This is a genomic window from Neorhizobium sp. PAMB6716 (assembly GCF_058242805.1).
In genome coordinates, this window is sequence record NZ_JBZAYW010000002.1 from 1,161,660 (window position 1) to 1,187,630 (window position 25,971).

Annotated in this window: 27 protein-coding genes and 1 riboswitch; of the genes, 11 read left to right on the forward strand and 16 right to left on the reverse strand. The window is 60.5% G+C overall.

Translation table 11 applies throughout. The features are described from left to right. Window positions 1-20: 20 nt before the first annotated feature. On the reverse strand, window positions 21-776 hold the full coding sequence (locus AC4CWH_RS23895; protein ID WP_491321720.1) for an IclR family transcriptional regulator: 756 nt from the start codon (window positions 774-776) through the stop codon (window positions 21-23). A 129-nt stretch (window positions 777-905) separates the two neighbouring features. Here AC4CWH_RS23895 and AC4CWH_RS23900 point away from each other — a divergent pair, with 129 nt between their 5' ends. The 4 genes from AC4CWH_RS23900 to AC4CWH_RS23915 all read left to right on the forward strand — a co-directional run bounded on the left by AC4CWH_RS23900 (window position 906) and on the right by AC4CWH_RS23915 (window position 3,941). After that, window positions 906-1,613, forward strand: coding sequence for a 3-oxoacid CoA-transferase subunit A (locus tag AC4CWH_RS23900; protein WP_491321721.1), 708 nt, complete (start codon window positions 906-908; stop codon window positions 1,611-1,613). Further along, on the forward strand, window positions 1,610-2,296 hold the full coding sequence (locus AC4CWH_RS23905) for a 3-oxoacid CoA-transferase subunit B (protein ID WP_491321722.1): 687 nt from the start codon (window positions 1,610-1,612) through the stop codon (window positions 2,294-2,296). Before AC4CWH_RS23900 ends, AC4CWH_RS23905 begins: the two co-directional genes overlap by 4 nt. 10 nt (window positions 2,297-2,306) lie before the next feature. Beyond that, window positions 2,307-3,512 carry a 3-oxoadipyl-CoA thiolase gene (gene pcaF, locus AC4CWH_RS23910; protein WP_491321723.1) on the forward strand — a complete coding sequence of 402 codons (1,206 nt, stop codon included), beginning with the start codon at window positions 2,307-2,309 and terminating at the stop codon, window positions 3,510-3,512. 174 nt (window positions 3,513-3,686) lie between these two features. Further along, window positions 3,687-3,941: a hypothetical protein gene (locus AC4CWH_RS23915; protein WP_491285889.1), complete on the forward strand. Its 255-nt coding sequence runs from the start codon at window positions 3,687-3,689 to the stop codon at window positions 3,939-3,941. Window positions 3,942-4,822: 881 nt separating this feature from the next. Here the strand turns inward: AC4CWH_RS23915 and AC4CWH_RS23920 are convergent. From AC4CWH_RS23920 to AC4CWH_RS23955, 8 genes are all read right to left on the reverse strand, one after another. Beyond that, complete coding sequence (locus AC4CWH_RS23920; protein WP_491321724.1) at window positions 4,823-5,521, reverse strand: hypothetical protein; 699 nt, start codon at window positions 5,519-5,521, stop codon at window positions 4,823-4,825. Next, entirely contained in the window at window positions 5,518-6,552 is a 1,035-nt protein-coding gene (locus AC4CWH_RS23925) for a zinc-dependent alcohol dehydrogenase (RefSeq protein ID WP_491321725.1), read from the reverse strand. Before AC4CWH_RS23925 ends, AC4CWH_RS23920 begins: the two co-directional genes overlap by 4 nt. 27 nt (window positions 6,553-6,579) lie before the next feature. Next, a complete protein-coding gene (locus tag AC4CWH_RS23930) occupies window positions 6,580-7,308 on the reverse strand; it encodes an ABC transporter permease (RefSeq protein WP_491322326.1) in 729 nt (242 codons plus the stop codon). Between the two features lie 112 nt (window positions 7,309-7,420). Continuing rightward, a complete protein-coding gene (locus AC4CWH_RS23935; protein WP_491321726.1) occupies window positions 7,421-8,188 on the reverse strand; it encodes an ABC transporter ATP-binding protein in 768 nt (255 codons plus the stop codon). Window positions 8,189-8,237: 49 nt separating this feature from the next. Then, on the reverse strand, window positions 8,238-9,260 hold the full coding sequence (locus AC4CWH_RS23940; protein ID WP_491321727.1) for an ABC transporter substrate-binding protein: 1,023 nt from the start codon (window positions 9,258-9,260) through the stop codon (window positions 8,238-8,240). A gap of 134 nt (window positions 9,261-9,394) precedes the next feature. After that, complete coding sequence (locus AC4CWH_RS23945) at window positions 9,395-10,348, reverse strand: LysR family transcriptional regulator (protein ID WP_491285882.1); 954 nt, start codon at window positions 10,346-10,348, stop codon at window positions 9,395-9,397. Next, window positions 10,338-11,246, reverse strand: a complete 909-nt coding sequence (locus tag AC4CWH_RS23950) for an alpha/beta fold hydrolase (protein ID WP_491285881.1) — start codon at window positions 11,244-11,246, stop codon at window positions 10,338-10,340. The genes AC4CWH_RS23945 and AC4CWH_RS23950 overlap by 11 nt, the downstream gene beginning before the upstream one ends. A gap of 471 nt (window positions 11,247-11,717) precedes the next feature. Next, window positions 11,718-12,494, reverse strand: coding sequence for an SDR family NAD(P)-dependent oxidoreductase (locus AC4CWH_RS23955; protein WP_491285880.1), 777 nt, complete (start codon window positions 12,492-12,494; stop codon window positions 11,718-11,720). Between the two features lie 260 nt (window positions 12,495-12,754). Between AC4CWH_RS23955 and AC4CWH_RS23960 the strand changes: the two genes are divergently transcribed. From AC4CWH_RS23960 to arsH, 5 genes are all read left to right on the forward strand, one after another. Next, a complete protein-coding gene (locus tag AC4CWH_RS23960) occupies window positions 12,755-13,114 on the forward strand; it encodes an ArsR/SmtB family transcription factor (RefSeq protein ID WP_491285879.1) in 360 nt (119 codons plus the stop codon). A gap of 211 nt (window positions 13,115-13,325) precedes the next feature. Then, the gene (locus tag AC4CWH_RS23965; protein WP_491321728.1) at window positions 13,326-13,853 is read left to right on the forward strand and encodes an arsenate reductase ArsC; all 528 of its coding nucleotides are present in this window, start codon (window positions 13,326-13,328) and stop codon (window positions 13,851-13,853) included. Beyond that, window positions 13,853-14,911, forward strand: coding sequence for an ACR3 family arsenite efflux transporter (gene arsB / locus AC4CWH_RS23970; RefSeq protein ID WP_491321729.1), 1,059 nt, complete (start codon window positions 13,853-13,855; stop codon window positions 14,909-14,911). Before AC4CWH_RS23965 ends, arsB begins: the two co-directional genes overlap by 1 nt. Before the next feature lie 3 nt (window positions 14,912-14,914). Then, a complete protein-coding gene (gene arsC / locus AC4CWH_RS23975; protein ID WP_491321730.1) occupies window positions 14,915-15,340 on the forward strand; it encodes an arsenate reductase (glutaredoxin) in 426 nt (141 codons plus the stop codon). Next, the gene (gene arsH / locus AC4CWH_RS23980; protein ID WP_491321731.1) at window positions 15,315-16,043 is read left to right on the forward strand and encodes an arsenical resistance protein ArsH; all 729 of its coding nucleotides are present in this window, start codon (window positions 15,315-15,317) and stop codon (window positions 16,041-16,043) included. Before arsC ends, arsH begins: the two co-directional genes overlap by 26 nt. Window positions 16,044-16,047: 4 nt before the next feature. Here arsH and arsK read toward each other — a convergent pair whose 3' ends face one another. After that, window positions 16,048-17,256 carry an arsenite efflux MFS transporter ArsK gene (gene arsK / locus AC4CWH_RS23985; RefSeq protein WP_491321732.1) on the reverse strand — a complete coding sequence of 403 codons (1,209 nt, stop codon included), beginning with the start codon at window positions 17,254-17,256 and terminating at the stop codon, window positions 16,048-16,050. Then, the gene (locus AC4CWH_RS23990; protein ID WP_491285873.1) at window positions 17,249-17,620 is read right to left on the reverse strand and encodes an ArsR/SmtB family transcription factor; all 372 of its coding nucleotides are present in this window, start codon (window positions 17,618-17,620) and stop codon (window positions 17,249-17,251) included. Before AC4CWH_RS23990 ends, arsK begins: the two co-directional genes overlap by 8 nt. Window positions 17,621-17,662: 42 nt before the next feature. Between AC4CWH_RS23990 and AC4CWH_RS23995 the strand changes: the two genes are divergently transcribed. Then, the gene (locus AC4CWH_RS23995) at window positions 17,663-18,178 is read left to right on the forward strand and encodes a DUF6428 family protein (RefSeq protein WP_491321733.1); all 516 of its coding nucleotides are present in this window, start codon (window positions 17,663-17,665) and stop codon (window positions 18,176-18,178) included. Between the two features lie 184 nt (window positions 18,179-18,362). On the opposite strand, the gene AC4CWH_RS24000 is transcribed toward AC4CWH_RS23995, so the two are convergent. Both AC4CWH_RS24000 and AC4CWH_RS24005 read right to left on the reverse strand, forming a co-directional pair. Continuing rightward, window positions 18,363-20,180 carry a voltage-gated chloride channel family protein gene (locus AC4CWH_RS24000; RefSeq protein ID WP_491321734.1) on the reverse strand — a complete coding sequence of 606 codons (1,818 nt, stop codon included), beginning with the start codon at window positions 20,178-20,180 and terminating at the stop codon, window positions 18,363-18,365. A gap of 89 nt (window positions 20,181-20,269) precedes the next feature. After that, window positions 20,270-20,346: riboswitch (Fluoride riboswitch) on the reverse strand. 101 nt (window positions 20,347-20,447) lie between these two features. Beyond that, entirely contained in the window at window positions 20,448-21,119 is a 672-nt protein-coding gene (locus AC4CWH_RS24005) for a TetR family transcriptional regulator C-terminal domain-containing protein (protein WP_491285869.1), read from the reverse strand. Window positions 21,120-21,330: 211 nt separating this feature from the next. On the opposite strand from AC4CWH_RS24005, the gene AC4CWH_RS24010 reads away from it, so the two are divergent. After that, a complete protein-coding gene (locus tag AC4CWH_RS24010) occupies window positions 21,331-22,632 on the forward strand; it encodes an amidohydrolase family protein (protein ID WP_491285868.1) in 1,302 nt (433 codons plus the stop codon). A gap of 18 nt (window positions 22,633-22,650) precedes the next feature. Here the strand turns inward: AC4CWH_RS24010 and AC4CWH_RS24015 are convergent, their stop codons facing one another. The 3 genes from AC4CWH_RS24015 to AC4CWH_RS24025 are packed head-to-tail and all read right to left on the reverse strand — an operon-like array spanning window position 22,651 to window position 25,965. After that, window positions 22,651-23,073 (reverse strand): VOC family protein, encoded by a 423-nt coding sequence (locus AC4CWH_RS24015; protein WP_491285867.1) that lies wholly within the window; start codon window positions 23,071-23,073, stop codon window positions 22,651-22,653. A 17-nt stretch (window positions 23,074-23,090) separates the two neighbouring features. Beyond that, window positions 23,091-24,431: a thymidine phosphorylase gene (locus AC4CWH_RS24020; protein ID WP_491285866.1), complete on the reverse strand. Its 1,341-nt coding sequence runs from the start codon at window positions 24,429-24,431 to the stop codon at window positions 23,091-23,093. A gap of 10 nt (window positions 24,432-24,441) precedes the next feature. Next, window positions 24,442-25,965, reverse strand: a complete 1,524-nt coding sequence (locus tag AC4CWH_RS24025; RefSeq protein WP_491321735.1) for an amidohydrolase family protein — start codon at window positions 25,963-25,965, stop codon at window positions 24,442-24,444. Window positions 25,966-25,971: the final 6 nt, after the last annotated feature.

The window sequence follows — 25,971 nt, forward strand, 5'->3', positions numbered from 1 at the left end:
GCGCCTGGGTGGTGCGTGGTTCAGGGCAGCAGCGGGCGCAGCTGCTGCGCCATCAATTTGAGTGGCGGCAGGTATTGTTGCGCCATCAGTTCCGATGTGATCTGGGCCGCTGGTGCGCCGATGTTGAGGGCGGCGACCACTTTGCCGCGCGCATTTGAAAGTGGAACGGCGATGGAGCGAAGGCCAAGTTCCAGCTCCTGGTCGATCAAGGCATAACCCTGCACTCGCACGATTGCCAGCTCCTGCATCAGTTGGGCAGGATCGGTGCGAGTGAAGGGCGTATGGTGCGGGCGCTCGCTGGATTCGATGAGAAGGCGGGCGTCATCTTCATTAAGTGCTGCCAGCAGGACGCGACCCATGGAGGCGCAATAGGCGGGAAGGCGGCTGCCGGGCATGAGGTTGATGGACATGACGCGGCGCTGCGAGGCGCGGGCGATGTAGACCACTTCCGATCCGTCAAGCACGCTTGCCGAGGCGCTTTGTCCAACTTCTTCCGACAAACGGTCGAGGAAGGGCTGGATGATGTGCGGGAGCGGCGTGACGGAAAGGTAGGCGTGTCCGAGGCGCAGGATGCGTGGGGTCAGGACGAAGAACTTGCCGTCGTAATCGGCATAGCCAAGTTCCGCGAGTGTCAGCAGGCAGCGGCGGGCGGTGGCCCGGTCAAGTCCGGTGAGGCGTGCGACATCGGCGATAGAGAGGCGTGGACTTGCCTCGCCAAAGGCTTCGATGACGCGGAGCCCCTTGGCAAAGCCCCCAATGAAATCCGTTTCCTGCATTTGTGCCTCCATTTGCGCGGATATTGTGCGCTATATGAACAAAAGTCAAATAACGCACAAAAAAGTTGACGGCTGGCAACTGCGAGGCGCTAACTGCGTCATCTTGATAAGTCAGGGAGAGAGACTGAAATGGACAAGACCATCGGAAGCACGGCAGACGCCGTCTCCGGCATATTCGACGGCGCAACGGTGATGATCGGCGGCTTCGGCGGTTCCGGCGCCCCCATTGAACTCATTCATGCGCTGATCGACAAGGGGCCGAAAAACCTCACCGTCATCAACAACAATGCCGGCAATGGTCGTATCGGCATTGCCGCCATGATCGATGCGGGGGTGGTGAAAAAAATGATCTGCTCGTTCCCGCGCTCATCCGATCCGCGCGCCTTTACCGACCGGTATCTCGCCGGCGAGATCGAGCTGGAACTGGTGCCGCAGGGCACGCTTGCCGAACGCATCCGCGCCGGCGGCGCCGGTATTCCGGCATTTTACACGCCGACCGCCTTCGGTACGGAACTTGCCAATGGCAAGGTGATCGCCGAATTCGACGGCCGTTCCTACGTGCAGGAGCGCTGGCTGAAAGCAGACTTCGCCATCGTGAAGGCAGAGCTTGGCGACACCCACGGCAACCTCACCTACAACAAGGCCGGCCGCAATTTTAATCCGCTGATGTGCATGGCGGCCAAGACCACCATTGCCCAGGTGACCAAAATCCTGCCCCCCGGCGGCATTGATCCGGAAGCGGTGATCACCCCTGGTATTTTCGTCAACGGCGTCGTGGAAGTCGCCGATCCGCAGCAGGAAGAAGTGCTCATCCGGGCAGGAGTGGCCTACGCATGACCGACACACGCGAAGACATCAAACTGTCTAACGCCCAGATTGCCTGGCGGGCCGCGCAGGATATCGAAGACGGTGCCTATGTGAACCTTGGCATCGGTTTTCCCGAAATGGTGGCGCGCTACCAGCCACCGGGCCGGGAAGCGATCTTTCACACGGAAAACGGCATCCTGAATTTCGGCGAGCCGCCACCGGAAGGCGAGGAAGACTGGAACCTGATCAATGCCGGAAAGAAGGCCGTGACGCTGAAGCCCGGCGCCTCGTTCTTCCACCATGCCGACAGCTTTGCCATGGTGCGCGGCGGCCATCTGGATGTCGCCATTCTCGGCGCCTATCAGGTGGCTGAAAATGGCGATCTCGCCAACTGGCGCGTCGGCTCCAAGGGCGTGCCGGCCGTCGGCGGCGCGATGGATCTGGTGCATGGCGCAAAACAGGTTTTCGTCATTACCGAACATGTGACGAAGGATGGCAAACCGAAGCTTGTGGAGGCCTGCACCTTTCCGCTGACCGGTGTCGGCTGCATCACGCGGGTCTATACCAGCCACGCCGTTATCGATATCAGGGATAAACATTTTGTCGTGCGCGAAAAGCTTGGGCTCATGACCATGGAGGAGCTGCAGGCCATGACGGGCGCGCCGCTTCATACCGATGGTCCGGTTGCCGATCTTGTCGTCCCGGCCCTTTGAGGAGATCAGAATGACTGATGCTTTTATCTGCGATTATATCCGCACGCCGATCGGCCGTTTCGGCGGCGCACTGTCTTCCGTGCGGGCCGATGATCTGGGCGCGGTGCCGTTGAAGGCGCTGATGGCGCGCAACACGTCTGTCGATTGGGAAGCGGTCGATGATGTGATCTATGGCTGCGCCAACCAGGCGGGCGAGGACAATCGCAATGTGGCGCGCATGTCGCTGCTGCTCGCCGGCCTGCCGGTCTCCGTTACCGGCACCACGATCAACCGGCTTTGCGGTTCGGGCATGGATGCCGTTATTGCCGCTGCCCGCGCCATCAAGGCGGGGGAGGCGGACCTGATGATTGCCGGCGGCGTGGAAAGCATGAGCCGGGCGCCCTTCGTGATGCCGAAGGCGGAGACCGCCTTTTCGCGTGCAGCCGAAATCCATGATACCACGATCGGCTGGCGCTTCATCAATCCGCTGATGAAGAAGCAGTATGGCGTGGATTCGATGCCCGAGACCGGTGAAAATGTTGCCGCCGATTTCAATGTGAGCCGTGAGGACCAGGATGCCTTTGCGGTCAGCAGCCAGAACAAGGCGTCGGCAGCACAGGCAAACGGTCGTCTCGCAAAGGAAATCGTCTCCGTAACAATCCCGCAGCGCAAGGGCGATCCAATCGTGGTGGACAAGGACGAACATCCGCGCGCAACCACCATCGAGACGCTGGCCAAGCTCGGCACGCCGTTTCGGAAAGAGGGTGGCACGGTCACGGCCGGCAATGCATCGGGTGTCAACGACGGGGCGGCAGCGCTTATCATCGCGTCGGAGGCGGCGGCCAAGAAGTATGGCCTGACGCCGATTGCCCGTATTGTCGGTGGTGCGACGGCCGGTGTGCCGCCGCGCATCATGGGCATCGGTCCGGCGCCGGCCAGCCAAAAGCTGCTCGACCGGCTGGGACTCACGCAGGACCAGTTGGATGTGATCGAACTGAACGAGGCCTTTGCCAGCCAGGGTCTGGCAACCCTTCGTCAGCTTGGCATTGCCGATGACGACGCCCGCGTCAACCGCAACGGCGGCGCCATCGCCCTTGGTCATCCACTCGGCATGTCGGGCGCCCGCATTACCGGCACGGCAGCGCTGGAACTTCTGGAAACCGGCGGACGCTATTCGCTGTCGACCATGTGCATTGGCGTCGGGCAGGGCATTGCCGTGGTGCTGGAACGGACCTGATCCCGTTCAAACCGGCAGAGTGAAGTAAGGCCCGATGGAGCGATCCGTCGGGCTTTTTTCCATCAGGCCCGTCTCTCGGGTCAAAGGTCGTGACAACCAATGCGCTTTATCGATGCCCGGACCTCTGGTAGAATGCCGCATGCACCGAGGGCTGAATCGGGATTGAATGCGAACATGCTGAAGACGGATACCCGGCAGGCCAATTGGCGACGTGCCAACCCCGGCAAATATGAAGCACATCTCGCTGTGCAGCGTGCCGTCAAGGCCGGCGAACTCGACAAGGAGAGTTGTGAGGTTTGCGGCATCGAGGCGGTTGATGCGCATCACGATCAATACGACGAACCTTTGAAAGTGCGCTGGCTGTGCCGTCGCCATCATACAAGGCTGCATCACTACGGCGAGGACATGTTTCCCGTGAGAGGGTCTTGATATCAGGACTTGAGCGCTGGGTTGAGCCTGCGCCTTTGGACAAGTTTATCCCCACACGGGCCTGTGGCGCTCATGCCTGCGGGGTCTCTTTTCAGCCGGGTGGCCCGGTTGCGCCGGGATAGATGTTCAACGAATTCTGCGGACGTGTCTTGTCGATATGATGAGGACGCCTTGGTCCACCTCCGGTCTCGTTGCAAGGAAGAGGGGAGGGCCTCAGTTCGGATTGATTGGCAATTTGCCAATGCGCCGCAGTCCCGGCACATGAAGAGTGGGCCATGGCATGACGGGCGAACATCTGCGGCATAACGGGGGGCGGGCAACATCGCGCATGGAAATGATCGGTCGATTTTCGCCCCACGCAGACCTCCCGTCCGGACATGGTGCTGAACGGCGGAGCCAAGCGACCACTCATAGCGAGGAGCATCTTCCTCGCCGGCGAGAAAAACCTCTGACGGCGTTATATCGGACATTTCACGAACAAGACAGGACGTGCGGTTATCGCTTAATATTCTAAAAAAACCGCACAGATGGCGTGGGATCCTCGCCAGGATTGTCTCGCCAGCACCGCTGTTTCGGTCTCTCTGCTGCCTGCCCAAGCGCCGGATCTTCTGCTGCGTGTGCCGGCTTGACCGCCCGGAGAACGGCCCGCCTGAACTGTCTTTATAGTATTGGCCTATTGGAGGGCTTGGTTCGAGACGAACGCGCGCTGGGGCAGGCATTGCTGATCAGGCTTGCGTAGCCATTGCCCTTCTTCAAACGGATTGCCCAGGATGCGTTTCAAGAACGATCCTTGCCGGCGGCATCGTGCCGGAAAGATGATGTTCAAAGTCAGCAAACGAACGGACGACGAGACGGACCTTCACGGGTAAGGCAATCGCCGATCACCTCGCAGCATCTCGCCTGCTTCTTGCGGAATGAAATTCATCGCCGCGATAGCTGATCAGGAGATCGAAGATATCGCTGCGCAGGCAGGCGCGCGGCAAAAGCTGCCCGGTCAGCTGCGCGGTTAAAGCGTCATGCGAGGCGCAAAGGGTCTTGCTGGATCCGCTCTCGAGCAGGAGGACCACATTGACGGCATCCGGATCTGTTGTCTGCTCCTGGGTAAAGACCTCATATGCCTGGTTCGGCTCTGCTATCGCGATCCTGAAGCCGAGGATCCGGGCTTCGGTGATCATCTGCTGCAAGGCGCGTTTCACATCAGGCAGTGCCTGTGCGGCGGTGTCTCGTGTAACGGAATAGGCCTGCACCAGTGCCGCGCCGCCAATACCATATCCTGAGCAGGCTGCGGTTTCACCGGGAATTCTCAGCACATTCGAAAAGTACGGACGCATCTTCAGCGACGAGGGCGTCGGGTTGCGAACGAGGTCGAGATAGGCCGGATGCTCTATCGTGCGCATGTCCTGCATTTCATAATAGGTGAAATAGGACTGGGGGCTGTTGCACGACACATAACGACGGGCAGACAGCATGCCGGGCGTGGTCAACCGTTCAGGCACGTGCTCGAATGTGTGCCATGCCTCGTATTCCTCAGCCATGGCGGCGGGATAGTCGTTCCAGAGGGACAGGAAGGCGCCGCTCATCGATGCGCTTCCATATGTAGCATCACTTTGGACGCGGTCCGGTCTTTTGCTGCCTGAAGGCCCGACAAAACGTCTGAAAGGGGAAGGGCATGTGAAACCAGCTTCGACATCAGTTGCTGGTTGGCATCCAGAAAGGCAATCACGCCGTCCCAGTCTTTGGCAGGTGCCCGGTAGGAGCCACGGATCTGCTGATGCATCCGCACGATCCGGGTCAGATCGATTTCGGCGGCACGCGGATGGATGCCAACAACGGTGAAGATGCCGCGCTTTTTCAGAAACGGCAAAGTGGCTCCCACAAGGGCTGGCACGCCAGCAGCCTCCATAATCGCATCGAAGGGGCCAAATTCTGCAAGTGCCTCTTCCATCGGCCGGTGCTGTGTATCGATGAGGTGCTCGAAGCCGATGGCGCGCAACGCGTCAAGTCTGGGCGCATCATTGCGTCCGAGGACAACCACGTGCGCGCCCCTGGCTCTCGCAAGCACCGCAATTCCCTGGCCGATGAAGCCTGGCCCGATGATGAGCACGGTCTGGCCGGCCGCAATTTCCGCTGTTGCCACCGCTTCGGTGCAAACGGTCATCGGTTCGGTCAGGGCCGCAATGTCCATGGCAAGACTGTCCGGCAACCGGTGGCAATTGCTGTAGAGAACGCAGACGAGCGAGGTGAATGCGCCGTTGCGACCGATGCCGACACCTTTGCGTGCCGTGCAATTGTCCTCGTCGTTGCTCCGGCACGCATCGCAGGTGCCGCAGGTCGTGGACGGGCGTCCGGTGACGCGGGCACCGATGGCGTCGAGAGGCACATTGGGGCCCACACGCTCGATCGTGCCGGAAAACTCGTGTCCCAGAGTAACCGGCATTGCCTGTTCCATTGCCTCGTAACCCGGCGTCCACTCGGCGATATGCAGGTCCGTTCCGCAGATGCCGGCGCAGTGCACGCGGATCATCACCTCTCCTTCGGCCGGCGCATCCGGTTCGGCGATCGTGTTTAATTGCACGCCGCTGCCGGGGCGTACCTTTTGCAAGGCAAGCATGTCGGAATGTCTCCTGTGAATGCGGCTTTATCCGCGCCAGCTTAGAAAATGGCGCTCGATCCGGCCGATGATGAAGTTCACGATGAGGCCCATGGTGGACAGGATGGTGACGCCGGCAAACAGCTTCTCGAGATCGTAGAGCGAGCCTGCTTCGAGAATATAGGATCCGATACCGTATTGGGCGCCGAGCATTTCGGCCGCAACCAGCAGGATGATGGCAATGGCGATCGAAACCCGCAGGCCGGAAAGGATGGCCGGAAACGCACCCGGAAGCACGATCTTGCGCACGATTGACCACCAGTTCAGGCCAAAACTCTGCCCCATCCGGATCAGCGTGCGATCGACATTGTCGACGGCGCCATAGGTGGCAACAACGGTCGGCGTAAACGTGCCGAACGCGATCAAGGCATATTTGGAGGTTTCATCGATGCCGAACCAGATGACGAAGAGCGGCAGGAGGGCAATCTTGGGAATGGGAAACAGCGCCGCCACCAGGGGGACGATGCCGGCGCGGACATAGCTGAAGAGGCCGATCATGACGCCCGCAGCGATCCCGACGGTGATCCCCATGAAGGCGCCGACGAACAGACGCTGCAGCGAAGGCAGAAGGTGTTTCCATAGAAGGCCGGTCTGCCAGAGCTGCACGAAGGTCTCAAACACTGCGGAAGGCCGTGGCAGCGTCAGGTTGGATATGAACCCGCTGCGGGTGCCGATTTCGGCAAGCGCGATCAGGATAACGAAGACGGCGATGCCCATGCCCTTGACCGGGATCGGGGCAAATCCGCCTCCGCGGAAGGCCACGGCGCGAACGGGAATGGTGTCGGCACTGCTTGTGGGGGCTGCGGCCGCGACCGAAAGTGTAGGGGCATCAGACATCGACCAGCTCCTTGTCGGCGGCCATCGCCTCTTCGCGCATCAGATCCCAGAGATGCTTCTGCTTTTTTTCCAGCACCGGGTCGCCCAGGTGGCGGTCGCACAGGGGGATGTCGATATCGACGATTTCCCGGATGCGGCCGGGCCGGCGCGACAGCACAACAACTCGGTGGCCAAGCCTGACGGCTTCGTTGAGATTATGGGTCACGTAGACCGACGTGAACGGCTGGCGTGTCCAGAGCGCAATCAGGTCGTCCATCAGCAGTTCGCGGGTCTGGCTGTCGAGGGCAGAGAGCGGCTCGTCCATCAGCATCACGGCAGGGCGCACAGCCAGCGCCCGGCTGATCGCGACGCGCTGGCGCATGCCGCCGGACAATTGTTTGGGCAGTGCTGTTCGAAATTCGGACAGGCGGGTTCTGTCGAGCACATCGGTGACAATGTCGTCCATCTCGCGGCGGCTGAGGCCGTGGTCTTCGAGCACCAGCTTGATATTGCCCTCGACAGTGCGCCAGGGGAGGAGGGCGAAGTGCTGGAAGACATAGGTCAACGGGTTGAGCGAACCTTGCGGCGGAATACCGACCTGCAGGACCTCGCCCGACCGTGGCCGTTCCAGCCCGCCGAGGAAGCGCAGCAGGGTCGACTTGCCACAGCCGGAGGGGCCGATCAGACAGACGATCTGGCCCTGCGGGATGTCGAGCGAGATGTCCTTCAGGACCTCGACTGCGCCATAGGAATGGCTGATGTTGTTGAGCTTCAGATGCATGGGTCCTCCAGGCGAAGGCCATGAAGGCCTCCGCGGTATAGCAGGCCGATCAGATGGTCTTGACGTAGGACGTGTCGAAGAGCTGTTCCTGCGTGATGGCATCCTTCACCATGCCTTCGGACTTGAACCATTCGAGCTGCTCGACGCAGCTGCCGAGCGACAAGGCGAGCCCTTCGTTGATGCGCATGGCACCCTCGACCAGGTTTTGCTTGGCCAGTTCGAACGGGCTGTCGCTCTCGACATATTTGTGGACGATCTTGGCGAGATCATCGCGCTCGGCATCGCTCGCCTTGTTGTCAATGAAGGCCGCGTTGTAGTCGGCGATCGCCTTCGAATAGGCTTTAACGAAGGCCGCCGTTAGGTCGCGCTCGTTGGCGGCATTTTTGCTTGATGTAAACGCGGTCGTCACCTGATAGTCGGGCGCATAATCGGATACGAGACCGATCTGCTTGGCCGCACCTTCGCGGATCATCTTCTTGGCAACGTTCGGCTGGATGGCCCAGGCGTCGATTTGTCCCGTGGTGAGGGCACCGACGATGGCGCCGAGCTTCTGCAGCGGGCGAAGCTGGATGTCGGACAGCTTGATATTGTTGGCAAGCGCGATCTTGTGCGCCATGAAATGGAACGAAGAGCCGGCGGTGGTGATGCCGAAACTTTTCCCCGAAAGCTTTGACGGGTCGGTCAGGCCTGCATCATAGGCCTTGTTCGATGCGAGGATGATGGCGCCGGTCACGCCCTTCTGCTCGGTCAGAGCACCGCCGATCACCTTGATCGCATCCTTCTGCGCAAGGCTGATGAGACCGCCGCTCATGGCGGTGACGCCAAAATCGGCATCGCCGGATGCGATGGCCACGGCCATGGGCTGGGCGGCCTCGAAAAATTTCAGGTCGATATCAAGACCTGCTTGTTTGTAGTAGCCACGCTCATACGCGATGAAACTTGGCGCATGGCTGGCAAGATGAAGCACGGCTAGATTACGGGTTGCAGCGCGTGCAGGCAGGCCGAAGGCCGCAGCGCCACTCGCCACACCAATGCCAAACAGTGCCTGACGGCGGCTCAAGAAAACGGTCATGTCAATTCTCCTCCCAAAGCGGGGCGCCCTGGACGCCACCTGGCCTCATTGCCATCGACGGGTACCGAAGACAACGAATAATGAGTATGTCTCCCATGCCTTTGCGGCATGGCTGTGGGCGCTGGATATCCTTTTCACGGGGACAGAAGCGGCAGATCCTGCAGCCTGCGGGTCAGGATTTCGATCAGTTTTCGCAGGTTGGCGGAATGCGGCCTGCGCCGGTTCCACAGCACAGCAATCGAAAACTGCGGGGCGTTCTCGATGGGACGAACGACGAGATTGCTGCCGACGGGGCCAAGCGTCGTGACATAGTCCACCAGCACGATGCCCATTGCTTCGTTTGCCAGCGCCAGCGCCGTATCCGAAAACCTGGCCACGGCGCGGGTGTTCATCGTCAGATTTTCCCTGCTGAGAAAACGGTCGACCACGGTCTGGTGCGCGCCACCTTGCGCAAAGGCGATGAAATCGGCATTGGCAAGATCGGCAGCGCGAATGATCCGATGGCTGGCAAGGGGATGGCCCTTGGGAATGACGGCGACCATGTCGACGCGCCCGACATGCTCCACGGCGATCAGCGGATGTTCCGGCGAGACGATGGTGACAACCGCCTCACCCCGGCCGGTGATCAGGTATTCCTCGATTTGATCGACCGGCAAGACATCGAAAAACAGTTCGATGCCGGGCACTTCCACGGACAGCGTGCGCAATGCCTGGGGAACCAGAGCGCGCGCCACGCTCGCCGTCGAGCCTGCCCGGAACACGGCGGTTTCACCGCGGGCGATGCGCCCAATCTGCGTGCCGACACCGACGAGTTGGCGGATCAGCGGATCGATCTCCGAAAAGATCTCGAGCGCCTCCGAGGTTGGCACCAGGCCGTTGCGATCCCGCGTAAAAAGCGCGATGCCCAGCAGGTCCTCGATGCGTCGGATGGTGCGGCTCAAGGCCGGCTGCGACACATTGAGAACTTTTGAGGCGCCGGTGATCGAGCGGGCCTGCATCACCGCGTGGAAAACCTCCATCTGGCGCAGACTGAGCAGTCCGTCGTCCAGACTGGGTGCCCGTCGCTCCTTGGCCGTTTTATCCGACATCGGCAATCTTCCCCAGAAATGGAACCAGGGCCTCGAGAACCTCTTCCGGTGCTGTTTCAGCAAGCAGGTGGCCACCGCCAATTCCCTTGCCTTCCACCGTGTCTGCCCAGTCCGCCCAGATATCCAGTGGCTCGCGGCCACCGCCGTAAAGCCGTCCCAGTTCCCAGAGCAGCAGGACGGGCACCTTTATTGTGCGTCCGGCCGCACGATCGGCGCGATCGTCGGTGTCATCGATCGTGGCGGCGGCTCGGTAGTCTTCGCACATGGCGTGGCGAACGTCCGGCCGGCCAAACGCAAGCCGATAGTCCTCAAGCGCAAGCGGGTCGAGCAGTGTAAGGTCACTCGCCATCTTGCCAAGGGTAAGGTCGATCAGCAGGCGCGGATCGGCGGCCATCAGCGTCTCGGGCAGCGGCGCGGGCTGGGCCATCATGAACCAGTGCCATGCGCCCATGCCGAAGGCCTTGCTGGCGCCCTCCCACATGTTCGGCGTTGGAACGACGGTGACCGAGACGAGTGCCGCCACCGATTGCGGATGGTCGAAAGCCATCCGGTAGGCAACGCGGCCACCCCGATCATGGCCCATCACGACGAAGCGTTCGTGGCCGAGGGACAGCATCATCTGGTGCAGGTTCTTGCCCATGCGGCGCTTGGAGCCTGGGTCTTGCACGTCTGCGCGCATGCGGCTGTCGCCGTAGCCGGGCAGGTCGGGCACGACCACCGTATGGGAGGCTGCAAGCACCGGAGCGATCCGATGCCAGGCCGAACGGGTTTGCGGATAACCGTGCAGCAGCAGGACGGCGGGACCGGAGCCTGCCGAAAGGACAGCCAGATCGGCATCCGCCGTTTCGACGCGCCTGTCCTCAAAGCCTGGAAACAGATCGTTCGCGCGTCTCTCCATTGTCGGTCCTTCCGGTTTTGATACGGGCGCCCGCAATGTCGCAAAGCGCGCCGATGAGACTGTCGATACTCTTTTGTCGCGGTCGAAGATGCCAGCCATGGACTTGGGGCCAGCATGTAGGCGCTGTTTTCGATCGTGATCGCCTTCAGCCCATGCGCTTGGCCATCACGAAGGCAAGAGCGGCCTCGACGACATGACATAAACTGCGGTGTTACACGTCACGCCGCAGCGCCGATAGGTCTTGTTGATGAAGAGTGCGTGTGTCTTGGTTGCGCCATGCAACGCCGCACCGCTCGCCGCCGAGGACGCGGCCAAGGGCCTATCTGGCTGGGGCCCGAATGCTCCGGGCGCGGCCTTCGGGTTGAGCGAGCCGTCGAAATTTGGCACGCGCGACCAGCATGCTGCCGACCGAAGCGAGCACGAAGATCGCAACGAGGATCACTAGAAGCACGCTGGAGGCGGCGGTAAAGATCAGATCCAGCCGGCATCCACAATGAACTGTTGGCTCGTGCACATGCTGCTGTCATCGGCTGCAAGAAAGAGCGCCATGCGCGCAATATCCTGCGGCTGCACCTTTTCCCGCAGGCACTGGCGATCGCGGATCTGGCGCTCGCCGGCGTCGTCGAGCCAGAGTTGTTTTTGCCGCTCCGTCATCACCCAGCCCGGCACAAGTGCGTTGACCCGGATGCGCTCCGGCCCCAACTCGCGCGCCAGGGCGCGTGTCATGCCCCAGACGCCAGCCTTTGCTGTCACATAGGCGGGGCAATCGGCATCGCCGACCATGACGGTGATCGAACTGAAATTGATGATGGAGCCACCGCCTGCCTCGCGCATCATCGGGCGCACGGCCTGTGCGGCAAAGAACTGGTGCTTGAGGTTGACACCCATCCGGTCGTCCCAATAGGCGGGGGTCACGTCTTCGCTCCGGTGCCGATCATCATTGCCTGCATTGTTGAGCAGGACCGTGACAGGCCCGTGTTCTTGTGCCGCCCGGTCGATCGCCTGGCGAAGCGCATCGATATCCTTCAGATCGCACGGCAGGAAAAGCGGCGCACTGTGACCGCAGCCAGCGATCTCCTCGACCAGCGCCTTCGAGGCTGCTTGCGCAATGTCGACGAAAGCGACACGGCAGGCCTGATCGCAAAAATGCCGCACGAGACTGGCCCCGATGCCACTGCCGCCCCCCGTAATGAAAACGCTGCGGTTCTTCAGGCTGGGATATGTGGCGAAACTGGACTGCGGCAACATGAGGGATCGGCTCCGGGGAAATGGTGAGGCGAGAGGGTCCTAGCATAAACTCGTCTAGGTGCGGCGGGTTGTCGATCGCAGCGGCTTCGGCGCAGGTGTTCGCCGTGAGCGGTCCTGCACGTGAAGGGACAAATCAATGCGACCGCTAAATGCCCGCGGATCTTCATAGAGAGACAATAGCTAACTTTGATGGCGGAGCCGCGCAGGGCGCGATTAAACAAGCATCTTGACTTGTTCCATATTTCCAGTAATCTGGATATATGGAACAAGAACAGGCAATTCTCGCTCTTGCAGCACTCGCGCAACCAACCCGCCTTGAGACGTTTCGGCTGCTTGTGAAACACGCGCCGGAAGGGCTGCCGGCAGGGGATATCGCGCGCGCGCTGCTGGTGCCGCAAAATACCATGTCGGCGCATCTGAACATTCTGTCGCGGGCAGGGCTTGTGTCCTCGCAACGGCACAGCAGGGTCATCATGTATCGCGCCGAGATTGAGCAGCTTCGTGACATGATGCTGTTTCTTTTGAAAGACTGTTGCGGTGGCTCGGCGGAACTGTGTGCCCCGCTCATCGCCGAACTTACGCCTTGCTGTATCCCGAGCCCGCCGGAGCGTCCGGCATGAGCGGGTGTGGAATAGGCCATGTGGACGGCAGCAGTCTCGGGGGATGATGCCCGACGACAAGCTGACGGCCGGCTTTGCAGGTCCTGAAACATGCATACGCAACAAGATTCTGGGAGCGGTGCTCGCGCGCCGGCAAATGTCCGCTCTCAGCCCACCATCGGCAACCATGATGAACCTTATCCGACCGCCAACCTAACCACGGATCACGGACATGACCGAAAAGACCTATAACGTGCTCTTCCTGTGCACGGGCAATTCCGCACGTTCCATTCTCGCCGAAGCGATCCTCAACACGGAAGGTGGCGGTCGTTTTGCGGCTTATTCCGCCGGGAGTCATCCGAAGGGCGAAGTCAATCCGCACGCGCTCAAGGAACTCGCGGCCCTTGGCTACCCTTCAACAGGTTACTCGTCCAAGAGCTGGGACCTGTTTGCCGAGCCTGATGCGCCACAGATGGATTTCATCTTCACCGTGTGTGACAGCGCAGCCGGCGAAGCCTGCCCCGTCTGGATCGGACACCCGATGACAGCCCATTGGGGTGTCGAGGATCCGGCGGCCGTGACCGGGTCGGAAGCCGAAATCCAGCGTGCATTTGCGCAGGCGGCGCGGTTCCTCAAAAATCGGATCACGGCATTCCTCAGTCTCCCGCTCGCATCGATCGATCGCCTGGCGCTTGAAACACGGCTGCGGCAGATCGGCACGATGGAGGGAACCACCAACGCCCAAGGAAAGTCCGCCTGATGTCCACGTTTGAACGATATCTCACCGTCTGGGTTGCGCTGTGCATCGTGGTCGGCATTGCGCTCGGTCATTTCATTCCCGGCGCTTTTCATGTCATCGGTGCGGCAGAGATCGCCAAGGTCAACATACCCGTTGCCGTCCTCATCTGGTTGATGATCATTCCGATGCTCATCAAGATCGACTTCCGCTCGATGGCTAAGGTCGGCAGCTACTGGCGCGGTATCGGCGTCACCCTGTTCATCAACTGGGCGGTGAAGCCTTTTTCGATGGCGCTTCTTGGATGGCTGTTCATCGGCTGGCTGTTCAGGCCGTATCTGCCGGCCGACCAGATCGATTCCTATATCGCCGGTCTGATCATCCTTGCAGCAGCCCCTTGTACCGCCATGGTGTTCGTCTGGTCCAACCTGACCCGGGGCGAGCCCTTGTTCACCCTCTCCCAGGTGGCACTCAACGATGCCATCATGATCATTGCCTTTGCGCCAATCGTTGGATTGCTTCTGGGCCTGTCCGCCATCACCGTTCCATGGGACACGCTGACCATCTCGGTTGGTCTTTATATCGTGGTCCCGGTCATGATCGCTCAAGTCCTGCGCAGCAGGCTCATCGCCGGCGGCACCACGGCAAAGTTGGACCACCTGCTGGAAAAGCTTCAGCCGCTCTCGCTTGTCGCCTTGCTTGCAACCCTCGTGCTGCTCTTTGGCTTCCAGGGTGAGCAGATCATTGCCCAGCCGACCATTATCGCGCTTCTGGCCGTCCCGATCCTCATCCAGGTCTATTTCAACTCCGGGCTTGCCTATATCCTCAACCGCATGTCGGGCGAGCGCCATTGTGTCGCCGGGCCGTCGGCACTGATTGGCGCCAGTAACTTCTTCGAACTTGCCGTCGCCGCCGCGATCAGCCTCTTCGGCTTTCAATCGGGTGCAGCTCTCGCCACCGTCGTTGGCGTTCTGATCGAAGTGCCGGTCATGCTCTCGGTCGTCTGGATCGTGAACCGCTCAAAGGGTTGGTACGAGTCATCCCCCGCCGTTTCCCGCAACGCAATTTCTGAAAGGACCTAGATCATGGACGTCACGATCTATCACAACCCGGCGTGCGGCACCTCGCGCAACACGCTCGAACTCATTCAGCATGCTGGCATCCAACCGACCGTGATCGAATATCTGAAAACCCCGCCTGGCCGCGAACAGCTTGCAAGGATGATCTCGGATGCCGGCCTGTCGGTGCGCGCCGCCATCCGCGAGAAGGGCACGCCTTATGCCGAGCTTGGCCTCGACAATCCGGAACTGAGCGATGACCAGCTTCTCAATGCGATGATCGAGACGCCGATCCTGATCAACCGGCCTTTCGTCGTCACCCCGATGGGGACGCGGTTGTCGCGTCCCTCTGAGGTCGTCCTCGACATATTGCCGGCGGATGCCTTCAAGGGTCCGTTCAGCAAGGAAGACGGCGAAAAGATCCTCGATGAGGAGGGCAAGCGCATTGTCTGATAGATTTCCCGCCTTGCAGGACCAGCATCTGCGTGAAACAGACCTCGACGCCCTGCGTCCCGCTTTCTCGACACACAAACCCAAAATCCTGGTCCTTTACGGGTCGCTCCGCGAGGTCTCGTACAGCCGGTTGCTGGCTTTTGAGGTAAGGCGTTTGCTTGAACGGCTGGGATGCGAGGTGCAGATTTTCGACCCGAAGGGCCTGCCGCTTCCCGACGAGGCCCCCGTCAGTCATCCAAAGGTGCAGGAACTGCGCGCGGCTTCGGAATGGTCGGAAGGTCAGGTCTGGATCAGCCCCGAACGGCACGGCGCCATGACCGGCATCTTGAAATCGCAGATCGACTGGATACCCTTGTCGATCGGCTCCGTGCGACCGACACAGGGCAAGACGCTGGCGGTCATGGAAGTGTCCGGCGGCAGCCAGTCGTTCAACGCCGTCAACCAGATGCGGATTCTGGGGCGCTGGATGCGGATGATCACCATTCCCAACCAGTCCTCGGTTGCCAAGGCCTTTCAGGAATTCGATGCTGATGGCCGGATGAAACCATCCTCCTATTACGACAGGGTGGTCGATGTGTGCGAGGAACTGGTGAAGTTCACGCTCCTGACCCGCGATGCCTCGACCTATCTGACAGAGCGCTACAGCGAGCGCAAGGAACAGGCGAGTAAGCTTGAGGAGCGTGTTTCGCTGAAATCGATCTGACGGATCAGCCGGTCGCGGCGGCGGGTTGTCGAGCCGCCGTCGCCACCGCGACGAATGCGGCAATGCTGACCATTCCCAGCGAGGCATTGGCGACAAGCGCGAAACTCAGGCCGATTTTTTCCATGGCTGCTGCAAAAATGAACGGCGCGCCGGCGCCGACTGCCAGCCGGGCGGCCGCCATTTTGCCCGTGATCGCACCATAACCGTCCGACCCGAACAGATAGAGCGGCAGGCTGCCCTGCGCGATGCTGTTGATGCCGGAGCCCAGCCCAAGGCAGATCGCGAACGCGACGGCTCCTAGAAGGCTGTTGCCGCTCGCCAGCAGGATCAGAACGCCTGATACGATCAAGACTGCGGAGAGAACGGCCAGCGCTGGTGGCGACATGTTCTTGCCGAACACCATGTTGATGAGACGGCTGAGCACCTGTGCGGGACCAAAAAGCGACCCGATGACCACAGCTGCTGCACCAAGCCCGATCGATCCGAGCATCGGCACCATATGGGCAAGGATTGCCGCAAGCGTGAAGCCCAGCAGTGCGAATGCGATCGAGACGAGGATCATTCCCCGGCGTCTGGCATGCGGCGCGATGGCGCCGACGACCGTTTCGCGCGGGCGGATGGCCGCATCGCCATTTGCTGCCGTTTTCCCGACACGCATGATCCAGTAGTGGAGCGGCATGCAGAGGAACAGGTTCAGGCCTGCGAAGACGAGATAGATCTCGCGCCAGGACAGATATCCGGAAAGTGTTGCCGAGATGGGCCAGAAGATCGTCGACGCAAAGCCGCCGATGAGCGTCAGATACGTGATGCTGCGGGACGCAGATCGGGGATCACTCTCGACAAGGGCCGCGAACGCCGCCTGATACTGCACCATTCCAGAGGATATCTCCAAGAGGACGATGGCAACGGCAAAGATCGCGATGGACGGTGACCATGCGCAGAGCGCCAGTGTCAGAGCGGCAAGCACCGAGCCGATCGTCATGATGGTTGCGGCGCCGATCCTGTCCATCTGTCTGCCGATATAGCTGGCGGAGAGGCCGCCAATGAACAGGGAGGCAGAAAACACCCCGAACACCTCAGCAAGCGTCAGATCGAGATCCTTCGCCATACCCGGCGCGAGGATGCTGAAGCTGTAATAGAGGGTTCCGTATCCGATGATCTGTGTCAGGCCGAGGGCGGAGACAATCCCCGCAGGTACATGGGTTTTATGCAATGACGGAGCCCTCGGGAGATGATGTGTCAGGAGAACAGCATGCTGTTCCGGAGCGCTCGACAGTCTCGCGAATGGCCGGATGCCCGGAGCAGCAATCGTCCATCAGGAATTTTACCAGGTCCGCCAGCGCGTCATAACTGGCACTGTACATAATCGACCGCGACAGCCGTCTCTGGCTGATCAGACCTGACCGTTCCAGTTCCTTGAGGTGGAACGAGACATTCGTGGGCGAGACGCCCATGCGTTCCGCGATGACGCCGGCGGCAAGACCGTCATGGCCCGCAACCACGAGGGCGCGCACGATGGCGAGGCGAGTTTCCTGGGACAGTGCGGCAAAGGACGTTAGAGCTTGACGGTCGTCCATAATTCAATAATCCTTGAATAATTGTATTATGGAGTAGCCCAGATGAACGCAATCGACAAGTCAGTTTCTGCCGACATCACCCTTGGCCATCTACTCGACACTCTCGCGCTTACGCCCGAGGCGCCCCTGGTGTTTTTCTACGGCGGGCAAGCGGTGAAGGCAGGTTATCACGTGACAGAGGTCAAGGCGGGCCGGTTCTCCGCACTTGACTGTGGAGCCAATCCAGAAGCCTGGTCGGAAATGTTCATCCAGATATGGGATATCGATGAGGATGGAAGGAGCCACATGCCGGCGGGCAAGTTTTGCGCCATCATCCGCAAGGTGTCCGACCATGTGCGTCTGGACCCGTCTGCCAGGCTGACATTCGAGGTCAGCGATGGAAAACAGCCGATGTCGCTCTATTGCGCCTCATCTCCGCGCTTGAACGCGGGCGTGTTTGAGGTGGCTCTGGACGCCCGGCCGTCGAGCTGCAAGCCGAGAGATCGCTGGCTCGTGGACAATCCTGCGCCGCAAAGCGCGTGCTGCAGCCCAACGGCTGGCACGAAATGTTGCGCATGAAACTCGTGTGAGCAGAGGCAATCCTTTGCAAGGTCATATTCCGCCTTGATGCAGGATTGCGTGTTCGAGAGTGGCTTTCATGCCCATGCTGCCGGGGCGGCAGCTCCCGTGTCGACGGCGTGTCGGAAAGCACCACAGATCCCTGCGTCGTGAAAAACGATCAGATAGACGAGGATCGCCTCCTTCAGGATGTCGCAACTTTGAGTGCGTCTGCCGCCGCCACGTCGTGATGGACAACATCCCACTGTTCCAGGTGCTTGTAGACGATTACCTTGTGTTTCAGGAGCGCACCATGGGTCAGGCAGAATTCCTCAAGCTGGTCGCGCGGCGCAATCATCTCGACGCACATTGTCAGATCCGGGTTGGGGATTTCGAAACCCTCGTCCTGAAGCGTGCCGCTGTTGGAATAACCGAAATGCGTATGGTGCGCGACAGCGTTCATGATGCCGGCCGATTTCGCCTGCAGGACGAGTTCCCGGTAGAGCAGTCTGGAGCCGAACCAGGAGCCCGTGCCGGGCGTCTTCTCACGCGGCTTCATGTAGATGCGGACCATGCCGATTTCGGTTGAATGCAGCGTGTGTTGCGTCACGATGATGGGCCTTTGGTTGAGCGTTGCGGTGGTGGCGATCGCGCGGAGACGGACCCTGCCGACGAGATCGCCGATGGTGTGCGCCTGCATGTCACGCATATGTCTGACGGAGATATTTAGGGGGATGTCATTGGCGGCGGCGGTCTTCGGAACGCCGACGCGCTGCGACAGATAGATGCTCGAATGGCCGCTGCACAGATAGGCGACGAAGCAGGCGACGGCGAGGTAGACCGAATGGGTGGCTCCGAACAGCTCGATACCCATGATCATGCAGGCGAGGGGCGTGTTGGTCGCACCGGCGAAGACGGCGACAAAACCGAGTGCCGCAAAAAGATCGACCGGAGCGCCGAGAAGACCGGCCAGAGCGCTTCCCAGCCCCGCGCCGATGAAAAACAGCGGCGTGACCTCACCGCCCTTGAAGCCGGCGCTGAGCGTCACGATCGTGAACAACCCCTTCCAGGCCCAGCTCCAGTAATCGATGTGATCTGGGCGGAAAAAGCCAAGCAGTGTCGCATCGTCGGGGTTGGGCGACCAGACGCCAAGACCGAGATATTCCCGCGTACCAAGCAGGTAGACGAGCACCAGCAACAGGGCGCTGGCAAGCACCGGACGCAGCGGTGCATACGGCAGGAGTGCCTTGTAGGCGCTCGATCCCAGGTGGGAAAGCTCGGCGAAGACATGCGCTGCCAGCCCAAACGCCACACCGGCAATGACGACCTTCAGCAAAAGCAGCGCATCGATGTGGAAGCCAACCGCTTCCCCGACGCCGCCAAGATAGGCGATGGCATACTGGGTATGGTCGATCCCCCAGGCATGGCAGGTCCAGTCGGCAACAACGGCGGCCAGCAAGGCGGGCAGCAGGGCCTCATACTGCATCCGGCCGATGGTCAGGACTTCCAACGCGAAAACAGCTCCGGCGATGGGCGTTCCAAACACCGCGCCGAAGCCTGCCGCAATGCCGGCCATCAGCACGATGCGCACATCGCCCGGCGTCAGCTTAAACATCCTGCCGAAGGCACTGGCCAGACTGCCGCCGAGTTGGACGGCGGTTCCTTCGCGTCCGGCCGAGCCGCCGACCAGATGCGTCAAAACAGTGGAGACCAGAATGAACGGCGCCATGCGCAGCGGCACCCCGCCGCCCGGCTCATGGATCTGGTCGACAATGAGATTGTTGCCACCTTCGGCCGATCTGCCGAACTTCTGGTAAGCCCAGACCATGACAAAGCCTGCGACCGGCATGCCGTAGATCAGCCAGGGAAACGCGAAGCGGAGCGTGGTGGCTCTCTCCAGGCTCCACAGAAACAGGGCGACGAGGGACCCGACCGCCATCGCCATGGGCACGACGATCACGATCCATTTTCCGAGACTGCGAAACTGCTGGAAACGAAGGTCAAAAACGGATGCGAGCGTCATGCGTGCGACGCTCCGTCAACCATACCGATAAGATTGGAGGGGGGTAAAAGCGAAATTCCGGCCACGACTCTACTCCTTCGCGTAATGCGCGTTGAGTAGGAGTCATCAGCTTCATCCAGGAAGCGGTTCGGCGTAATGCCCGGCAGAATCCATTACCGTCTGTTTCGGATATCTCTGGTCAGTTCAACAAGTCAATGCTTCTTCCTGAGCAAATCTGGCGCGTCTCATCACAGTTTCGAGCGAAACGAAGCGGAAGACGCCTCTGGGTCAGCATGAGCCGCCCACTGGGATGACGCCGCTGACGATGGAACTCACGATTGTATCCACTGCACTGTCGTAGTCTTGCTCGGATAGGGAATTGCGGTGAAGCGCGTCGCAGGCGAGTGGTTCGAAATCGCTGTAGAACTGTGTGGCTCCCCAGAGCATGATAAAGAAATGCCTGGCGTCGATTTTTCTCATCCGCCCTTCCTGCATCCACTGGTCGAGAACCGCCACGTATCTATCGGTCGCTGCACGCATATGGGCGCGATCTTTTTTGCTCAGGAAGCGGGCACCCTGGATGATCTCGCTTGCGAAAAGCCGCGATTCCCGGGGATTTTCACGCGCATACACAAGCTTGGCCCTGACGTATTGACGCAGCGCATCCGCGGGGTCCTGGTCGATACGCAGCTTTGACAGAGCATCATCCCAACCCGCAATCAGGTTTGTGATTATCGTCGAATAGATATCCTCCTTCGAGGAAAAATAATAATAGATGTTGGCCTTCGGCAAATTCGCCAATTCGGCGATCTCGGCAATTCTGGCGCCGTCGAAACCCTTGCGGGAAAACACATCTGTGGCAACGTCTAGGATGATCCTGATATTGCGGGCGCGGATCTTCTCGTCGAGTTTCTCCGTTGTCCGGGCCATGATCCATCCTTTCGCGGCGGCATCTGCCACGTGTGTTCATTTTGCAGCCGTATAAACGAATTGCCCTGCCCGAGGTAGGCGCGGACAGTTGCATTTCCACAAGCCGAAGCCATCTAAAATTTGACGACCTGGTCAGGTTACAGCTAGTCTAGTGCCATAACAACGACCGTATCCGGCCAAGGAAATCGGCAAACGATGCTCAGTCTGGGGAGCGGCACCACCACCATGTCCGGAGCAACCAATGACCTTCGATCTACTCGTCAAGAATGCCAATCTGCCCGATGACCGAACTGGCATCGATATTGCGATGTCCGGTGGCAAGATCGTCGCGGTCGAAGCCGGGATTACCGCTGAGGCGGGCCGCGTGATCGATGCCGGTGGCAAGCTTGTGACCGCACCTTTCATCGACATCCATTTTCATATGGACGCAACGCTGTCGCTTGGAACACCGCGCCTCAACCGCTCGGGCACGCTGCTCGAAGGCATTCAGCTGTGGGGAGAGCTTAAGCCGCTCCTGACGAAGGACTCCGTCATCGAACGTGCGCTGCGGTACTGTGATCTTGCCGTATCCCAGGGCCTGCTGGCTGTCCGCAGCCATGTTGATGTCTGCGATGACCGGCTGACCGGGGTCGAGGCGCTGCTTGAGGTTCGCGACCTCGTGAAGGACTATCTCGATCTGCAGCTTGTCGCTTTTCCGCAGGACGGCTTTTATCGCTCGCCGACAGCGGGCACCAATCTCACGCGGGCGCTCGACATGGGCGTCGACGTGGTCGGTGGCATTCCGCATTTCGAGCGGACGATGGAAGACGGCCGGCTGTCGGTAAAGGCGCTTTGTGAAATCGCCGCCGCACGTGGGCTGATGGTCGATCTGCATTGCGATGAGACCGATGATCCGATGTCGCGACATATCGAGACGCTCGCCTATGAAACCCAGCGCCTCGGGCTGAAAGGCCGGGTGGCGGGATCGCACCTGACCTCCATGCATTCGATGGACAATTATTATGTCTCGAAGCTCTTGCCGCTTATCGCCGAGGCGGAAATCCATTGCGTGCCGAATCCGCTCGCCAATATCGTACTGCAAGGTCGGCACGATACCTATCCGAAGCGGCGCGGGATGATGCGGGTGCCCGAACTGATGGCGCTCGGTGTCAATGTCGCGTTCGGCCAAGATAGCTGTATGGATCCCTGGTATTCCTTCGGCAGCGCCGACATGCTGGAAGTCGCCCATATGGCGGTCCATACCGGCCAAATGACCAGTCGCGATGCGGTTGCGGCCTGCTTCAGGGCAATCACCGAAAACCCGGCAAAGACCTTTGGTCTCGACGGCTACGGCATAGGGGTTGGCTGTAATGCCGATCTGGTGCTGCTTGAGGCGCGCGACACGGTCGAAGCGGTGCGGATGAAAGCCAACCGCCTTGCCGTCATCCGCCGGGGCAGGGTGATTGCCGAAACCGCACCGCGCACCACAACGCTTTCACTCGAAGGCCGGCCGGCAACGATCGAGCCCTGGCGTTACGCACCGGTCGAAGCCGGCGCCAGGTAAGATAGGGACGGGGGGTTTTTAGAAATTCCCCACCGAGCCGTCCTCCCTCCACGCGTAGATTTCCCAAAGCTCGTCGTCAGGGCCGATGAAATAGGCACCCCGTGCGTTCCAGGCATAGTCTGCGGGCGCGCCATAAAAGGGCACGCCCTTGTCCTTGAGTTCGGTATAGGCGGCATCCACCGCATCCGGCGACCCCACGCGGACGGCGATACAGGCCTTGTGCGGCCCTTCCGCCTTGGCATTGGAGACGCCGGTATTGTCGCTCAGGTGATCGATTTCCCAGCAGGCGAGCGTCAGGCCGGCGCCGTTGAATTCAACAAAACCCTCGGCCTGCCGATTGATCTCGAAACCGAGTTTTCCGGTATAGAACTCGATCGAGCGCTGGATGTCTCTAACGAGGATGCAGATATCGGTGATTGCGTGTTCCTGGGCAAAGGCCATCGTTCTCTCAACCCTTCTTAAACGCGTGTGGAAATGCGGCCGGTGATGACCGGCCGGCGCTCCGGTTTTGAGAGGCCAATGGTGATTGCCGCGGTGATCGCTGCAGCCGCGGTGTCGAAGTCGGCCTGAGAGCGGCAATGCAGGATGCAGAGAGGTTCGCCTTGCGAAATCGCATCGCCGATATGGACCATTCCGCTCAGGCCCACATCGTGGTCGAGAAGGTCGCTCGCCAGTTTTCGGCCGGCGCCAAGGCCCACCATGGCGATGCCAATCGCATAGGCATCCACTTTCTCAACGAAACCGGTGGCCGGTGAGGCAAGCGGCGCGATGATGGGCGCAGGAGGGAAATAGGCTTCGGGGTTTGCGACAAGATCTTCCGGGCCGCCGAGCGACATTACCATGCGCTGGAAACGGTCGAGCGCCGATCCATCGGCAAGGCGCACTTCAGCCATAACGGTTGCTTCATCCTTCGAGGCCGCGAGCCCCGCCATCACCAGGATTTCGGCAGAAATTTCGAGTGCCAGCAGCCGTATCCGGCTTTCCTGCTTTGTCCCGGACAGGAAATCGATGACCTCGCGCAGCTGAAGGCGGCTGCCGATCGCATCGCCCATGACCTCGTCCATCTCGACGATCGGAGCGACCATGGGCAGGCCGGCGATACGGGCAACAGCGATCAGGCTGTGTGTCAAAGCTTCCGCTTCCGCATAGGTCGGCATGAAGGCGCCGGAGCCATAATTGACGCTCATGACGAGGCCGGAAACGCCGGCCGCGAGTTTCTTCGACAGGATCGAGGCGGTGATCAGCGGGATCGATTCCACCGACGCGGTGACATCGCGCACGTAATAGATTGCGGCATCCGCCGGTGCGAGCCGTGGCGTCGGGCCGATGATGGCAGCGCCGGCGCACACAACCGCCTGGCGAAACATGTCCGTCGTGGGTGCGACCGCCACACCCGGCATCGCTTCCATCAGATCGACCTCGCCGCCGGTATGGCCGAGCCCGCGGGCTGAAATCATCGGCATCGACACGCCGCAGGCGGCCACGAGTGGCGCCACGATCAGGCTGACACTTTCGTCACCGGTGCCGCCCGTCGAGTGTTTCTCGATAATGGTTTCTGGCGCGATACCGCTTCCCGACCAGTCCACCACGTCGCCGGAATCGCGCATGGCGAGCGTCAGGGCGGCCGTTTCCTGCGTCGTCATGCCGTTGAGGAAACAGGCCATGGTGAAAGCCCCGATCTGGGCCTCTGAAACCTCGCCGGCCCCGATGCCCTCGACGAAGCGGCGGATATCCTTATCGGACAGAGTTTCGTGATTGCGCTTGGCACGGATGACCTGTGCCGGAAGAAAGAGGCTCATGCCGGCGTCCTCAATGATTGGCGCCGCGCCACAGCGGCAGGTCACCCTGATAGCGGTTCATGCCGATGTCCATGATCGTCGCGCGACGATACATTTCCCGCATATAGGGCTCGAACCGGGCATTCAGCCTTTCGAGTTCGGCGTGTTCGGACATATAGGCGGGCAGGAGTTCGCGCAGTTCGGCAAAAACGGCCTTTTCATCGACGGTCAGCAGCTTGGCGTCCTCCACGACGATCTTGCCATTGACCACGACCATTTTGATGTTCGAACCGTTCTCGCAATAGACAAGGTGATGGTCGAGCCGGTTCATCGGCATGTAGTCGTAACCGGAGATGTCCAGCATGATGAGATCGGCGTGCTTGCCGATCTCCAGCGAGCCCGTGACCTCGTCAAGCATCGCGGTGCGCGCGCCCTCGATCGTTGCGGCACGCAGCACTTCTGCCGCCTTCATCCAGCCGTCGGTCTCTGGGCCTGCCACATCGTGGAGCAATGCCGCGAACCGCATCACGTCAAAGATCCGGGCGGTGTCGTTGCTGGAAAGCCCATCCGTGCCAAGGCCCACATGGACGCCGGCATCAAGCAGGCGACGGATCGGCGCGATGCCGGAGCCGAGCTTCAGGTTGGAGACGGCGTTGTGGGCAACCGAACAGCCAGCTGCCCCCATCAGCGCCATGTCGTCATCGCTGACCCAGATGGAGTGGGCGATGGTGGTGTTTGGCGTCATCAATCCAAGGTCATGCATATAGCGGATGAGGCTCTTGCCGTAGAATTCGGGGCCGGTCACCGCCTGTGTCTTCGTCTCCAGCACATGGGTGTGATAGGGCACGCCTCTATCCTGCGCCAGCGCGACGCATGCCTGCATCATCTCCACCGAGCAGCGCTGCGGTGCGGAAGCCGAGACCATGAAACCGAGCCGCGCGGCGCGACCGTGCTCTGAGGCAAAGACGTCCTTGCAATAGGCCATGTAGTCAGCCGTGGTGATCGAGGGGCCTTCGACTTCGGCTTGCAGGGCGACCGGCATGATCTCCCTGAGATAAGGCATGGTATCGAAGACATGTTTGTCGATCACGCAATGGGAGACGTTGGCGCGGATGCCCGCATCCTCATAGGCATCGTAGACGCGCTTGAGGCGACTAAGATCGAAGCCGGGTGGATCGAAGAAATCGTCGACCAGCGTCGTCACGCCGGATTTCAGGGATTCCATCGCCGTCAGCAGGCTGCGCAGGTAGAGCAGGCGTTCCGGGATCGGTCCCTTCATCAGGATCGGATAGGAGTAGAGCATCCAGACCTCGAGGGGCGTGCCCTGATAACGCCCCTTGAAGAAGGTTTCCGAGGAATGCAGGTGGGCGTTGACGAGGCCGGGCATGACAAGCTTGCCGGACGCATCGATCACACGCGTATCGGCGGGCAGGAGAAGATCCGCGCCGATGGCCGAAATCCGGTCGTCTTCGACAAGAAGATCGCCGGTGAACGGTGTGGCCCCATGGGTCTTGTCCATGGCAAGCAGAGTGGCGTTCCGGAAAAGCAGGTGCATGGGATA